Raw genomic sequence first — 14,268 nt, 5'->3', positions numbered from 1 at the left:
TGCCATGGTGATGCGCGGGGGCAGCGGCACGGCAGGGGGACGGGTCAGGGCAACAGCCCATCCGGCGGTCGCGCCCGGCGTCGGCGGCGAGCTGGTCCGCGACGGGCTGGGCGTGTCGCGCGGCATCGCCATCGGCACCCTCTATCTGCACGATTCCGGCACCATCACCGTCCCCGAGCTGCGCATTCCCGCCAACCGGCTCGATGCCGAATGCGTCCGCTTCACCGAGGCCGCCGCCAATGCCGGCCATCAGGTGGAGCAGTTGCAGGACAAGGCCGGGCGCCTGGGGGGAGCGGCCGGCGAGGAACTGGGCTATCTGCTGGACGCCTATCGCCAGATGCTGCACGGCTCGCGCCTGCTGCGCGGCGTCGAGACCCGCATCCGCGCCGAACGCATCAACGCCGAGGCCGCCGTCCAGCAGGAGATCAACGAGATCGTCCGTGGCTTCGAGGCCATGGACGACCCCTATCTCGCCGCCCGCGTCGCCGATATCAAGGATATCGGGCGGCGCCTGCTGCGCGCCCTGACCAATACCGCCTACCGCCCCTTCACCGCCTTGCCCAAGAACGCGGTCATCGTCGCCGAGGAGATGACCCCGGCCGACACCGCCCTGCTCGACCCCGCCCAGGTGGCCGGTCTGGCGGCCATGGTGGGCGGCAGCGAAAGCCATACGGCCATCATGGCCCGTTCGCTGGGCCTGCCCTCGGTCCTGGGCATCGCCGACCTGCTGGCGGGAGTGAAGGGCGGCGAGACGGTCATCATCGACGGCACCAACGGCCTGGTGGTGATCAATCCCCAGCCGGAAACCCTGGTCTTCTATCGCAAGGAGCGCGCCGCCTTCCTCAGGGCCCGGCGCGTGCTGGCCCGCCTCAAGGACGTGCCGGCCGTGACGCGGGACGGCGGGCGCATCGGCCTGCAGGCCAATATGGAGCTGCCCAACGAGGTGGGGGCGGTGCTGGATTCGGGGGCCGAGGGCATCGGCCTGCTGCGCAGCGAGTTCCTGTTCATGAACCGCGACGACGTGCCCAGCGAGGACGAGCAGTACCGCATCCTCAAGGACGTCATCGAACGCATGGGCGGGCGTACCGTCACGGTGCGCACCTTCGACGCCGGCGGCGACAAGCTGGCTCCGGCGCTGGGCTGCACCATCGGGCCCAATCCCTCGCTGGGCCTGCGGGCCATCCGCCTCGGCCTCGCGCGTCCGGACCTGCTGGAGGCCCAGCTGTCCGCCATCCTGCGCGCCGCCGTGCACGGCCCGGTGCGCATCCTGATACCCATGATCGCCACGGTGGGCGAATTGCGTGCCACCCGCGAGGTGATGAACCGGGTGATCCGCCGCCTGCGCAAGGCGGGCGTGGCCCTGCCCGACCCGCTGCCGCCGCTCGGCGCCATGATCGAGATTCCCGGCGCGGCCCTGTCGGCCGACGCCATCGCCTGGCACGCCGATTTCTTCGCCATCGGCACCAACGATCTGGTGCAGTACACCCTGGCCATCGACCGGGCCGACGAGGCGGTGGCTCACCTCTACAACCCGCTGCACCCGGCGGTGCTGCGCCTGATCCAGTTCACCGCCGAAGCCGCCCACCGGGCCAATATCCCGGTCAGCGTCTGCGGCGAGATGGCCGGCGACCCCCGTTACGCCCCGCTGCTGCTGGGCCTCGGCCTGCGCGAGCTGTCCATGACCACCTCCAACCTGCCGGTGGTCAAGAACCGTATCCGCTCGCTCAGCCTCGCCGCCGCCGAGGGGCTGGCCCGCACCATCATGAAGCAGACCGATTCCGGGCAAATCGGGCAATTGCTGGACGAGTTCGAGGGACGATAGCCACCAGGGGGAAAACCATGCGTATCCTGTTCGCCGCCGCCATGGCGCTGTTGCTGGGGGCGGGCCGTCCCGCCATGGCCGAGGAGGCCTATCCCTCCGTCCAGTTGCTGTCCACCACCACCACCGTCATCGGCGAGACCATCCGGTATCCGGCCTCCGGCGCCGCCCGGGTGACCTCGACCATCGTCACCCTGGCTCCCCATTCCGAGGCGGCGCTCCACCTCCACCCGGCTCCCATGTACGCCTACATCCTGGAGGGCGAGGTGACCGTCGATTACGGCCCCCACGGCCGGCGGACCTATGCCCAGGGCCAGGCCTTGATGGAGGCCATGAATGCTCCCCACCGCGGCATCAACGCCACCGACCGGCCGGTGCGCATCCTCTGCGTCTTCATGGGCGCCGAAGGTACGGCCAATGTCAGTCTGGTGAAATAGCCGGCGGGCCATGTCCACATAAAGATATCTTTATATCGTATTGCGTTTTGTCCGGAGGCCTGCTACACAGGCCGCAGCTGGAAAACCACGTCTTAAGGGACCGCCATGACCGCCTTCACCGATTACAAGGTTGCCGATATCGCCCTGGCCGCTTGGGGCCGCAAGGAACTGGACATCGCCGAGAGCGAGATGCCCGGCCTGATGGCCACCCGCGAGGAATTCGGCCCGTCGCAGCCGCTGAAGGGCGCCCGCATCGCCGGCAGCCTGCACATGACCATCCAGACCGGCGTGCTGATCGAGACCCTGAAGGCGCTGGGCGCCGACATCCGCTGGGCGTCGTGCAACATCTTCTCGACCCAGGACCACGCCGCCGCCGCCATCGCGAGCGCCGGCATCCCGGTGTTCGCCATCAAGGGCGAGAACCTGGAAGAGTATTGGGACTACACCCACCGCATCTTCGAGTGGGCCGACGGCGGCTGCCCCAACATGATCCTGGACGACGGCGGCGACGCCACCCTCCTGATCCACCTGGGCATGCGCGCCGAGAAGGACCTGTCGGTGCTGAACAACCCGACCTGCGAGGAAGAGGAAGTCCTGTTCGCCTCCATCAAGAAGAAGCTGGCGACCGACAAGACCTTCTATTCGCGCAACGGCGCCGCCATCAAGGGCGTGACCGAGGAGACCACCACCGGCGTGCACCGTCTCTACGAGATGGAGAAGAAGGGCACCCTGCTGTGGCCGGCCATCAACGTCAATGACTCGGTGACCAAGTCCAAGTTCGACAACAAGTACGGCTGCCGTGAGTCCCTGGTCGACGGCATCCGCCGCGCCACCGACGTCATGCTGGCCGGCAAGGTCGCCGTGGTCGCCGGCTTCGGCGACGTGGGCAAGGGCTCGGCCGAGTCGCTGGCCAGCCAGGGCTGCCGCGTCATCGTCACCGAGATCGACCCCATCTGCGCGCTGCAGGCCTGCATGGAAGGCTACGAGGTCGCCACCATGGAAGAGGCCGCACCGCGCGGCGACATCTTCGTCACCACCACCGGCAACGTGGACGTGATCACCGTCGATCACATGCGGGCCATGAAGGACCGCGCCATCGTCTGCAACATCGGTCACTTCGACTCGGAGATCCAGGTCGCCGGCCTGAAGAACTTCAAGTGGAACAACATCAAGCCGCAGGTGGACGAGATCCAGTTCCCCGGTGGCAACCGCATCCTGCTGCTGGCCGAGGGCCGTCTGGTCAACCTGGGCTGCGCCACCGGCCACCCCTCGTTCGTGATGAGCGCCTCGTTCACCAACCAGGTGATGGCCCAGATCGAGATCTTCACCAATCCCGGCAAGTACGAGAAGAAGGTCTATGTTCTGCCCAAGACCCTGGACGAGAAGGTCGCCAAGCTGCATCTCGCCAAGCTGGGCGCCACGCTCACCAAGCTGAACAAGAAGCAGTCCGATTATATCGGTGTGGCGGTCGAAGGCCCCTTCAAGCCCGAGACCTATCGGTACTAGACTGCTCTCTCGAGCGGATGGAACCCCCTTCCGGCGACGGAAGGGGGTTTTTTCATGAAAGAGACGCCGTCCATGTGTACCTGTGGCAAGCCCGATCCTATCCGTCGCCGCCTGCTGACCGGGATAGCCGCCGTCACCGCATTCGGACGGCTGCGTCCGGCCTCGGCCATGACGGCGGGCAGTGGGACCTTGCACCAGAGCAGCGGCGACGTGCTGATCAACGGCAAGTCTGCCCAATCGGGCAGCGCCGTCGTCTCGGGTGATACCGTTGCCACCGGCCCCGACGGTCAGGCGGTGTTTACCCTGGGCGACGACGCCTTTCTGCTGCGCCCCGAAGGTGCGGCGACCGTGGCCGACGGCCGGGATGGGCGCGAGATCAATCTGGACAGCGGCCGTATTCTCTCGGTGTTCGGCCCCAAGCGGATCACCCTGAAGACCCCGCTCGCCAGCGTGGGTATCCGCGGCACCGCCGTCTATCTGGAAAGCCGCCCGGCGGTGACCAATATCTGCGTCTGCTACGGCCGGGCGGTGATGGTTCCGGTGGGTGACCCCGCCAAGGCCGAGGAGGTCCAGACCCACCACCACGACGCGCCGCGGCGCATCTTCCCGCCGGGTCGCGATCCGGTGATGGAGCCCTATACGGTGATCGACCACACCGACGAGGAACTGGTCATGCTGGAAGCCCTGCTGGGCCGGGTGCCGCCGTTTATGCGGAGGTAGGGTAAAGGTGGCTCAGACCACCGACCGCACATCTTGCTGAAATTGTTCGGCCTGGGTACAGCGGGCCACCACGTGGTTCCACCCGGATCGAATGGCGGCGGCGTGCTTCTGGTACTCTGGCACGCTCTTCCGAATTCGTAGGGCCTTGGGCAGCATCTTAAGCTTGGTCTCCAGGCTCAGATCGCATTCCATCTCCGGCGTAACGGCCGGGCGGACGGCTGAGGCCAACCAGGCCTCGGTGGCTTTTGATGGGATGCAGAACACCATCTTGCCATCAAGATTGGCCATGCCAAGCCAGCCCATCAGGACGGTACGCAGCGCCATGACCGAAGCGGCGGGCGGCGGGCAAGGCTGCTGGCAAGGCAGAGGTGGCAGCGCCTCTTTCACGGCCAGAAGCTCAAGATTCGGCCCGTAATCCGCATATGACTTGCCGGCCACATCGGCATCCACATGAATGATCACCATATCGAATTGATCAAGAAGGGGGTCGCGGGCGACGCTGCCAAAGCTCCGACGAAACTCCAGGCACCACTTCAATACACCACCCCAGCCACCACCCATATCCGGCCGGGTCGACTCCGGTTGCAGCGGAGTGGGAATAAAGGGGCGGTTCAGGATCGCTTTCAGGGCCGCTTCAATCACCACCTGATCGGTTGGCCCTTCCGCCACTATCGCGATACGCAGGTCCGGATCAGACATTGGGAACCGCCCCCAGCTTTCCCATGAGCCAGAGGCGAGACAAAGGATACGTCTCGTTTAGAGCCCGTATATCCTCAGTGATCGTCACCCGACGGACGCGGGTGTGGCCTTCGCTATTGCGCTCGACGGCGAACAGACGGCTCTCGGGGTTTCCCAGCAGATCAAGGCCGTCGAGAACCGCCGGATTGTGTGTGGTAAACAGCAGTTGGCGCTCCGGATTGGCGCTTCGAAGCCATCCGGCCAGTCTCTCCGTCAGACGGGTTACCAGCCTTGGATTGAGGGCTTGGTCAATATTGTCGATGGCGAAAACCATGGGTGCTTGGGGTGACAGGCACAAGATCGCGCAGAAAAGGATGTACAGTGCCCCCTCGCTGGCGTCGTAGGCGGTCAAAGTGTTGCGACTGGAGCGCATGAAACGGTCGGTGAATCGCAGCAGCAGCTTGCCGCGCGCTACTGAGGGCGACAGCAGCGCCCCGGCCGATACGGTCGTGTCGATGTCCTGGATCCAGTCGATTAGCCCATACACACTGTCCAGCAGCTCATCATTCCTGCTCAGCACCGACCGGTGGAATTCGGCGAAGGCTTCAGCCAGCGAGCCTCCGGCCAGTCCTAGAGGGCTGCGTGATTGCTGGTCGCCGACCATGCCACGGAGAGTCGGGGTATTAGGCGAGTAGATGGCGTAGTTTTGCAGCCGCCGCATCAGATGGGCTGCGGGGTCGTCCGGAGCAATATCGACAGCGCGTAGAGCCGCAAGTCCCTGGGTGGGTGTGAGATTGCGCTTGTTTCGAACACCGTCGCTTACAATGTCGTGTTCCGGGGTGGAAAGTCGCTCGGTCTTGAAAGACCATGCCGGTTCGGGTGCACGCAGTGGATTGAGCAGCGAAACGCCGTAATCGGTTCCATTTCCATCGGAGGCCGACACCCAAATATGGGCGGGCATACGCAGGGATTCAAAAGAGGTCTTGTACAGACTTGGCAGTCCGGGGCGAACGCCGCGTCTCAGTAAGGCCTCGTCGTCAACGCGCCCGTTGGCGGCGGCACCGAGCACTCCCAGTGCCTCCAACACGTTACTCTTGCCCACCCCGTTGGCGCCGATGAAGCAGTTCACCCGCCCAAGTTCTATGGTTTCTTTTGGGACGGACTTGAAGCCCTCAATCTGAATCGTCCTGATCATGTGCCCCCCAGGAGGCGAGTGCGGATAGGTGCTGCCATCAAGACCGGAGAACGGTGGCGCACGGCATGTGCGTGGCGCCGCACGCGCCATTTTCACCTCGAATGATTACCCATTGATTTACGCCCATCCACCGGATGTGCCAACAGGGTCGTTCGCTTCTGGCTGCAGTGTCGCCGGCATTGCCGAGTTCGCTGTGCTGCCCCCTTGCCCTGTGGCGCGCTTGGCCCCAAACTCTGGCCCCATGCGCGCCCTGGTCCTCGCCCTTTGTCTGTTCCTTGCCGCCCCCGCCGCCTTCGCCGAGACGGTGGCGCCGGTGCATGGGCTGGCCATGCATGGCGCCCCCAAATACGGGCCGGGCTTCAGGCATTTCGACTACGTCAATCCCGATGCCCCCAAGGGTGGCGAGATCAGGCTGGCCGAGATCGGCGGCTGGGACACCCTCAACCCCTTTGTCGTCAAGGGTGACCCGCCGGCCGGGGCCGATCTGCCGTTCGAGACCCTGATGATCAATTCGGCCGACGAGGCGTTCTCGGAATACGGCCTGATCGCCGAGACGGTGGAGGTGCCCGCCGACCGTTCGTGGGTGATCTTCAACCTGCGGCCCAAGGCCCGCTGGCATGACGGTAAGCCCATCACCGCCGACGACGTGGTGTTCTCGTTCGAGATTCTGAAGAGCAAGGGCCATCCCCGCTACCGCTTCTACTACGCCGCCGTGGACAAGGTGGAGAAGCTGGGCGAGCGCCGGGTACGCTTTAGCTTCAAGCCCGGCGACAACCGCGAATTGCCGCTGATCGTCGGGCAATTGCCCATTTTGCCCAAGCATTACTGGCAGGGCCGTGACTTCGCCGTCACCACCCTGGAGCCGCCCCTGGGCAGCGGTCCCTACAAGGTGGCGTCGTTCGACACCCAGCGCACCATCACCTATGAGCGGGTCAAGGATTACTGGGGCGCCGATCTGGCGGTGCGCAGGGGCGAGCATAATTTCGACCGTATCCGCTACGATTCCTACCGCGATACCACCGTGGCGCTGGAGGCGTTCAAGGGCGGCGAATACGACTGGCGCGCCGAGAACGAGGCCAAGAAATGGGCCACCGCCTACGAGGACTGGGGCGGCTTGAAGGACGGACGGGGCAGGAAGGGCGCCTTCGCCAACCAGCGCCCGGCCGGCATGCAAGGGTATGTCTTCAACCTGCGCCGCCCGCTGTTCGCCGACCCCAGGGTACGCCGTGCCCTTGGCCTGGCCTTTGATTTCGAGTGGACCAACAAGACCCTGTTCTACGGCCAGTACAAACGGACCGCTTCGTTCTTCGCCAACTCGGAACTGGCCGCGACGGGCCTGCCGTCAGCCCTGGAACTCAAGGCACTGGAGCCCCTGCGCGACAAGGTGCCGCCCGAGGTGTTCACCACCGAGTTCAAGCCGCCGGCCACCGAGGGTGACGGCAACATCCGCCCCAATCTCCGCGCCGCCATGAAACTGCTGGAAGAGGCGGGCTGGCGGGTGGTGGACGGCAAGCTGGTCGACGTGTCGGGCAAACCCTTCGTCTTCGAGATTCTGCTGGTCCAGCCAGCCTGGGAGCGCATCACCCTGCCGTTCGCCCGCAATCTGGCGCGCCTCGGCATCGAGGCCGGCGTGCGCACCGTGGATACCGCCCAGTACAAGAACCGCCTCGACCACTTCGATTTCGACATGGTGGTGCATGTCTGGGGCCAGTCCCAGTCGCCGGGTAACGAGCAACTGGGCTATTGGGGCGCCGAATCCGCCGACGAGGCCGGCGGCCAGAACGTGGCCGGCATCAAGAATCCGGCGGTGGATGCCCTGATCGAGCAGGTGATTTCCGCTCCCGACCGCGAAACCCTGGTGGCCCGCACCCGTGCCTTGGACCGGGTGCTGCTGTGGAACTACTACGTCATCCCCCAATGGCATGTGGGCCTCGACCGGCTGGTATGGTGGGACAAGTTCGACATGCCCGCCGTGACGCCGTCGAGCGGGGTGCAGTTGATGACCTGGTGGGTGAGGAAATGATCGCCTACACGCTGCGCCGGCTGCTGCTGATTCCGCTGACCCTGTTCGGCATCATGCTGATCAATTTCGCGGTGGTGCAATTTGCCCCCGGCGGGCCGGTGGAGCTGATGATCTCCCGGCTGCAGGGCACCGCGGTCGACGCCGCCGCCCGCGTGTCGGGGGCCGGTTCGGGCGAGACCGCCCAGGTCAAGGCGGCGCCGGCCCAGGGCGGCCGGGGGGCCTATCGCGGCGCCCAGGGGCTGCCCCCCGACTTCATCAAGGAGATCGAGCGGCAATTCGGCTTCGACAAGCCCGCGCACGAGCGCTTCTGGCTGATGATGGGCCAGTATGCCCGCTTCGATTTCGGCAAGAGCTTCTACCGCGACACCTCGGTGGTCGGGCTGGTGATCGAGAAGATGCCCACCTCCATCTCGCTGGGCCTGTGGAGCACGCTGATCATCTATCTGGTCTCCATTCCGCTGGGGATCGTCAAGGCGACGCGGGACGGCTCGCGCCTCGACGTGGCGTCGTCCTGGGCGGTGATCATCGGCTATGCGGTACCCGGCTTCCTGTTCGCCATCGCCCTGATCGTGGTGTTCGCCGGCGGCAGGTATTTCTCGTGGTTCCCGCTGCGCGGCCTGTCGTCGCCCGGCATGGAGGGCGCCTCCCTGGCGGCGCGCGCCGTGGATTACTTCTGGCATCTGGCCCTGCCGGTTACCGCGCTGGTGGTCGGCGGTTTCGCCGGCCTCACCATGCTGACCAAGAACTCGTTCCTGGAAGAGATCAACAAGCAGTACGTGGTCACCGCCCGGGCCAAGGGCCTCTCCGAGCGGCGCATCCTCTACGGCCACATCTTCCGCAACGCCATGCTGCTGATCGTCGCCGGCTTTCCCCGCGCCCTGGTGGGGATTCTCTTTACCGGCTCGGTGCTGGTGGAGATCATCTTTTCCCTCGACGGCATCGGCCTGCTGGGCTTCGAGGCGGTGAGCAACCGCGATTATCCGGTGATGTTCGGCACGCTCTACGCCTTCTCGCTGCTGGGCCTGGTGCTCAATCTGGTCAGCGATCTCGCCTATCACTGGGTCGACCCCCGCATCGACTTCGAGGGGAGGGGGGGATGAGGATGCCGCAGCAAAGCCCCTTGCCCGCGCGGGTGCCGGTTCGGACCGTGAATTTCACCACGAAGGCGCGGAGACACGAAGAAGGAGGAAGAAAAATAGTCTTCGAGTTTTCTTCATGCCTTCGTGCCTTCGTGGTTCATCTGCCAGGACATCGCCCATGCGCCTGACGCCGCTGGACCGCCGCCGTCTCGATGCCTTTTGCCGCAACCGGCGGGGGTTCTGGAGCCTGTGGATCTTCCTGGCCCTGTTCCTGGTCACCCTGGGCGCCGAACTGGTGGCCAACGACCGGCCGATCATGGTGCGCTATGACGGGGCGACCTACTTTCCCATGGTCAAGGATTACCCCGAGGTGACCTTCGGCGGCGATTTCCTGACCTATGCCGATTACCGCGATCCCTATATCGTGGCGAAGATCGCCGAGAAGGGCTGGGCGCTGTGGCCGCCCGTTCCCTTCGACTACCGCGCCATCAATTACGACCCGCGGGCCTTGCATCCCTCGCCGCCGTCGCCCCGCAACTGGCTGGGCACCGACGACCAGGGGCGCGACGTGCTGGCCCGGCTGATCTACGGCCTCAGGCTGTCCATCTGCTTCGGGCTGGCCCTGACCCTGGTCAGCACGGTGATCGGCGTGGCGGCCGGCGCGGTGCAGGGCTATTTCGGCGGCAAGGTCGATCTGGCCTTTCAGCGCTTCCTGGAAATCTGGGGCGGTCTGCCGGAGTTGCTGATCCTGATCATCATCGCCTCCATCATCAAGCCGGGCTTCTGGACCCTGCTGCTGGTCCTGGTGCTGTTCTCGTGGACCAATCTGGTCGGCGTGGTCCGGGCCGAGTTCCTGCGCGCCCGCAACTTCGACTATGTGCGCGCCGCCCGCACGCTGGGCATGAGCGATCGCCGCATCATGGTCCGTCACGTGCTGCCCAATGCCATGGTGGCGACGGTGACCTTCATGCCGTTCATCTTGAATTCCTCCATCGTGTCGCTGACCGCGCTGGATTTCCTCGGCCTGGGCCTGCCGCCCGGCTCGGCCTCGCTGGGCGATTTGCTGCGCCAGGGCAAGGAGAACCTGCAGGCTCCCTGGCTGGGCCTGACCGGCTTCGTGGTGGTCGCCACCCTGCTGTCGCTGCTGGTCTTCGTGGGCGAAGCGGTGCGCGACGCCTTTGATCCAAGGAAGACGACCTGATGAGTGAAACGCCGCCCCTTCTGGTCGTCGACGACCTCGCCGTGAGCTTCGGCCCCGTCCTGGCGGTCAAGGGCGTGTCCTTCGTCCTGAACAAGGGCGAGACCCTGGCGCTGGTGGGCGAGTCCGGCTCGGGCAAGTCGGTGACGGCGCTGTCCATCCTGCAATTGCTGCCCTATCCCCGCGCCCGCCATCCCAAGGGCAGCATCCGCCTGGACGGCGTGGAACTGGTGGGCGCGCCGGAGCGTGCCTTGCGGTCGGTGCGCGGCCGGCGGGTCGCCATGGTGTTCCAGGAGCCCATGACCTCGCTCAACCCGCTGCATTCCATCGCCGCCCAAGTGGGCGAGGTGCTGGAACTGCATCTGGGCATGCGCGGCGCTCCGTTGCGGGCCCGTGTCATCGAACTGCTGAGCCTGGTGGGCATCCCCCAGCCCGAGAAGCGGCTGTCCGCCCTGCCCCATGAACTGTCTGGCGGTCAGCGCCAGCGGGTGATGATCGCCATGGCCCTGGCCGGTGAGCCCGACATCCTGATCGCCGACGAGCCGACCACGGCGCTCGACGTCACCATCCAGGCGCAGATTCTGGCCCTGCTGAAGGATTTGCAGGCCCGGCTCGGCATGGCGTTGCTGTTCATCACCCACGACCTGGGCATCGTGCGCAAGATGGCCGACCGGGTCTCGGTCATGAAGGACGGCGAGATCGTCGAGAGCGGCCCGCTGGCCGCCGTGTTCGATGCGCCGGCCCATCCCTACACAAGGCGCCTGCTGGAGGCCGAGCCCAAGGGCAAGCCGCACCGCGCGGGCGAAGGCGAGCCGGTGGTGATGCGGGCCCGCGACCTCAAGGTGTGGTTTCCGCTGAAGGCCGGTATCTGGCGCAAGACCGTCGGCCATATCAAGGCGGTGGACGGGGTCAGCCTGGAACTGAAGCGCGGTCACACCATCGGCGTGGTGGGGGAAAGCGGTTCGGGCAAGACCACGCTGGGCCTCGCTTTGCTGCGTCTGCTGGAGTCCGAAGGCGAGATCGCCTTTGGCGGCACGGCCATCCAGTCTATGAGCGCCGGCACCTTGCGGCCCCTGCGCCGCCAGATGCAGATGGTGTTCCAGGACCCCTACGGCTCGCTCAGTCCCCGCATGTCGGTGGGTCAGATCGTCGGCGAGGGCCTCGAGGTGCACGAGCCCGCCATGCACGGCGCCGAGCGCGACCGCCTGATCGCCGCCGCCCTCGAGGAAGTGGGCCTCGACCCGGCGACGCGCGACCGCTATCCCCACGAATTCTCCGGCGGCCAGCGTCAGCGTATCGCCATCGCCCGCGCTTTGGTCCTGAAGCCCAAATTCATCGTGCTCGACGAACCGACCAGCGCGCTGGATGTCTCGGTCCAGGCGCAGATCGTCGACCTGCTGCGCGATCTTCAGGCCCGTCACAGCCTCGCCTACCTGTTCATCAGCCATGACCTCAGGGTGGTGCGCGCCCTGGCCGACGACCTGATGGTCATGAAGGATGGCCGCGTGGTGGAGGCGGGCCGGGCCGACGAGCTGTTCAAGGCGCCCAAGACCGACTACACCCGCGCCCTGATGGCGGCGGCCTTCAATCTGGAAGTGGCATGACGCCCCAGCGCCACGCCCATCTTGATGCTCTGGCCATGACCCTGATGGTGGGGCTGTGCGCCCTGTGGGGTCTCAATCAGGTGGCGGCCAAGGTGGCCAATGCCGGCATCTCGCCGGTACTGCAGGCCGGGCTGCGCTCGGCCGGTTCGGTGCTGCTGCTGATGGGCTGGTGCCGCTGGCGCGGTGTCCGGCTGTGGGAGCCGGACGGTTCGGGCCGGGCGGGACTGGCCGCCGGACTGCTGTTCAGCGCCGAGTTCGCCCTGATCTATTGGGGGCTGGACTACACTCCGGCATCCAGGGCGGTGGTGTTCCTGTACACCGCCCCCTTCGTGGTCGCCCTGGGGTTGCACTGGCTGGTGCCGGCCGAGCGGCTGAGCCGGGTGCAGGGGCTGGGTCTGGTGTGCGCCTTCGGCGGTATCCTGCTGGCGTTCGGCGACAACCTGTCGCTGCCGGACAAAAGGCAGGTGATCGGCGATTCCATGCTGCTGGCGGCGGCGATCATGTGGGGCGGCACCACGGTGCTGGTCCGCACCTCGCGCCTGTCCGCCATCCGGCCCAGCAAGACGCTGTTCTACCAATTGGGCGTCTCGGCCATCACGTTGCCGATCGCTTCGCCGCTGCTGGGCGAGAAGGGGATCATCGGCGAGCCCTCCGCCCTGGTCTGGGCCTCGCTGGCCGGCCAGACGGTCATCGTCGCCTTCGCCTCGTACCTGACGTGGTTCTGGCTGATTTCGCGCTATCCCGCCACCAGGCTGTCGGCCTTTTCGTTCCTGACGCCGCTGTTCGGCATGCTGCTTGGCGCGTTGCTGCTGAACGAGCGCATCACCTGGTCCCTAAGCGCCGCCATGGCCCTGGTGGCGGCGGGAATCTGGCTGGTGAATAGGCGGTGAATCGGATCAGGGACACGGATGAACGCGGAGCCCGGCGTATGCCGGGTCACGGATTACACGGATAATCAGAAATTCCCCCGCCGCCTTGGTGCTGGAGGCGGGGGCACTCAATTACCTCCGATTGCTGTCGGGAGTAATCATCACCGGCGTCCATCCGTGACCGGGAGCAGTCGTCGGAGGCAGCTTAGTGTGATCTGGCACCGTGGCAAAATTATCCTTCAGGCCGCCACGAGGGCCGATCTCCTGATAGATTCCGCCGTTGGTACCTGTGTCCGTGCCGGGAGTATGAGTAGGCTTGGTCATTCCTGTTAGCTCCAAATTAGAGTTGACGATGACCGGCGAAGCCTGGATTCCTTTGATTGCGAGTCCGAGGACGGTCCTGCTTCGCCGGGGCCGTCGCGGAGCTGAGGGCGGGGGAAACCCCGCCTTCAGTCGTTGAAGGACCTAGCGATTATACCCGAATCAAGATGGGGCGGCAGGCTTATCCGCCTGTGGATAAGGTGGATAACGGGGATAGTACCGATACCACCCTACTTCAATTAGGGTCCAAGAATCAGTTTCATCCCAATATTTTGAATCGAAATATGGAAAACCATCTCTCTGCCTGGATTTGTGTCCGTGTCCTGTGTGGACGGCCCCTGCGTTGCAAGGAAAATTAGGCGCAGTGTCCGCCGGTCTGGGGCAGTCATGTGTCCGGCCTGTTTGCGCGGCACACCTTGCCGCTGGCCATGATGTGATCCGCGAACCGCTCCCAAATCATCCGTACGGCCTCGACCGGCCGGGACACGAACAGGGTTTTTCGGCTCGTGGGTCTGACCGGTCGCCATCACGCTTTCATCGCCCTCGCAATCGAAGTGCCGTGGTTGGACTTTGGTTCAGGCGGCCAATCCGGCTTGCCTGTGATATGTGCCGCCATGGGCGAGAATAGCCCAGGCGATCCGGGCCAGCTTGTTGGCGATGGCGACGGTAGCCTTGCGTGCCGGCATGCGTTCCAGCAGCGCCTTGATCCACGGGCTTTCGGTTCGGTGGCGCAACATGCCGGTGGCACAGACGACGAGCAAGGAGCGGAGATAGCGGTCGCCGGCCTTGGTGATGGGGCCAAGGGCGGCGACCGCTATC

Annotated in this window: 11 protein-coding genes and 1 pseudogene; 9 read left to right on the top strand and 3 right to left on the bottom strand. The window is 65.4% G+C overall.

Going from position 1 to position 14,268, the window contains the following annotated elements:
- Positions 1 to 4: 4 nt before the first annotated feature.
- The 4 genes from ptsP (at position 5) to CP958_RS18245 (ending at position 4,482) form a co-directional block, all read left to right on the top strand.
- On the top strand, positions 5 to 1,822 hold the full coding sequence (gene ptsP / locus CP958_RS18260) for a phosphoenolpyruvate--protein phosphotransferase (protein ID WP_096703653.1): 1,818 nt from the start codon (positions 5 to 7) through the stop codon (positions 1,820 to 1,822).
- Between the two features lie 17 nt (positions 1,823 to 1,839).
- Positions 1,840 to 2,256, top strand: a complete 417-nt coding sequence (locus CP958_RS18255; protein ID WP_096703652.1) for a cupin domain-containing protein — start codon at positions 1,840 to 1,842, stop codon at positions 2,254 to 2,256.
- Between the two features lie 105 nt (positions 2,257 to 2,361).
- Entirely contained in the window at positions 2,362 to 3,762 is a 1,401-nt protein-coding gene (gene ahcY / locus CP958_RS18250; protein WP_096703651.1) for an adenosylhomocysteinase, read from the top strand.
- A gap of 54 nt (positions 3,763 to 3,816) precedes the next feature.
- Positions 3,817 to 4,482 carry a FecR domain-containing protein gene (locus CP958_RS18245; RefSeq protein ID WP_242442983.1) on the top strand — a complete coding sequence of 222 codons (666 nt, stop codon included), beginning with the start codon at positions 3,817 to 3,819 and terminating at the stop codon, positions 4,480 to 4,482.
- A 12-nt stretch (positions 4,483 to 4,494) separates the two neighbouring features.
- Here the strand turns inward: CP958_RS18245 and CP958_RS18240 are convergent, their stop codons facing one another.
- Positions 4,495 to 5,181 carry a hypothetical protein gene (locus tag CP958_RS18240; protein ID WP_096703649.1) on the bottom strand — a complete coding sequence of 229 codons (687 nt, stop codon included), beginning with the start codon at positions 5,179 to 5,181 and terminating at the stop codon, positions 4,495 to 4,497.
- Positions 5,174 to 6,355, bottom strand: a complete 1,182-nt coding sequence (locus CP958_RS18235; RefSeq protein WP_096703648.1) for an ATP-binding protein — start codon at positions 6,353 to 6,355, stop codon at positions 5,174 to 5,176. The genes CP958_RS18240 and CP958_RS18235 overlap by 8 nt, the downstream gene beginning before the upstream one ends.
- Positions 6,356 to 6,596: 241 nt before the next feature.
- Here CP958_RS18235 and CP958_RS18230 point away from each other — a divergent pair, with 241 nt between their 5' ends.
- The 5 genes from CP958_RS18230 to CP958_RS18210 all read left to right on the top strand — a co-directional run bounded on the left by CP958_RS18230 (position 6,597) and on the right by CP958_RS18210 (position 13,149).
- Positions 6,597 to 8,378, top strand: a complete 1,782-nt coding sequence (locus CP958_RS18230; RefSeq protein WP_096703647.1) for an extracellular solute-binding protein — start codon at positions 6,597 to 6,599, stop codon at positions 8,376 to 8,378.
- A complete protein-coding gene (locus tag CP958_RS18225) occupies positions 8,375 to 9,478 on the top strand; it encodes a microcin C ABC transporter permease YejB (protein WP_096703646.1) in 1,104 nt (367 codons plus the stop codon). The genes CP958_RS18230 and CP958_RS18225 overlap by 4 nt, the downstream gene beginning before the upstream one ends.
- A 157-nt stretch (positions 9,479 to 9,635) precedes the next feature.
- Positions 9,636 to 10,658 (top strand): ABC transporter permease, encoded by a 1,023-nt coding sequence (locus CP958_RS18220; protein ID WP_096703645.1) that lies wholly within the window; start codon positions 9,636 to 9,638, stop codon positions 10,656 to 10,658.
- Positions 10,658 to 12,259, top strand: a complete 1,602-nt coding sequence (locus CP958_RS18215) for an ABC transporter ATP-binding protein (RefSeq protein ID WP_096703644.1) — start codon at positions 10,658 to 10,660, stop codon at positions 12,257 to 12,259. The genes CP958_RS18220 and CP958_RS18215 overlap by 1 nt, the downstream gene beginning before the upstream one ends.
- Positions 12,256 to 13,149: a DMT family transporter gene (locus CP958_RS18210; protein ID WP_096703643.1), complete on the top strand. Its 894-nt coding sequence runs from the start codon at positions 12,256 to 12,258 to the stop codon at positions 13,147 to 13,149. Before CP958_RS18215 ends, CP958_RS18210 begins: the two co-directional genes overlap by 4 nt.
- A gap of 875 nt (positions 13,150 to 14,024) precedes the next feature.
- Here CP958_RS18210 and CP958_RS26485 read toward each other — a convergent pair.
- Positions 14,025 to 14,268: pseudogene (locus CP958_RS26485) on the bottom strand (IS110 family transposase); the annotation flags it as partial.

The sequence above is a fragment of the Magnetospirillum sp. 15-1 genome (assembly GCF_900184795.1).
Taxonomy (GTDB): domain Bacteria; phylum Pseudomonadota; class Alphaproteobacteria; order Rhodospirillales; family Magnetospirillaceae; genus Phaeospirillum.
This window is presented reverse-complemented; position numbering and strand designations above follow the sequence as displayed.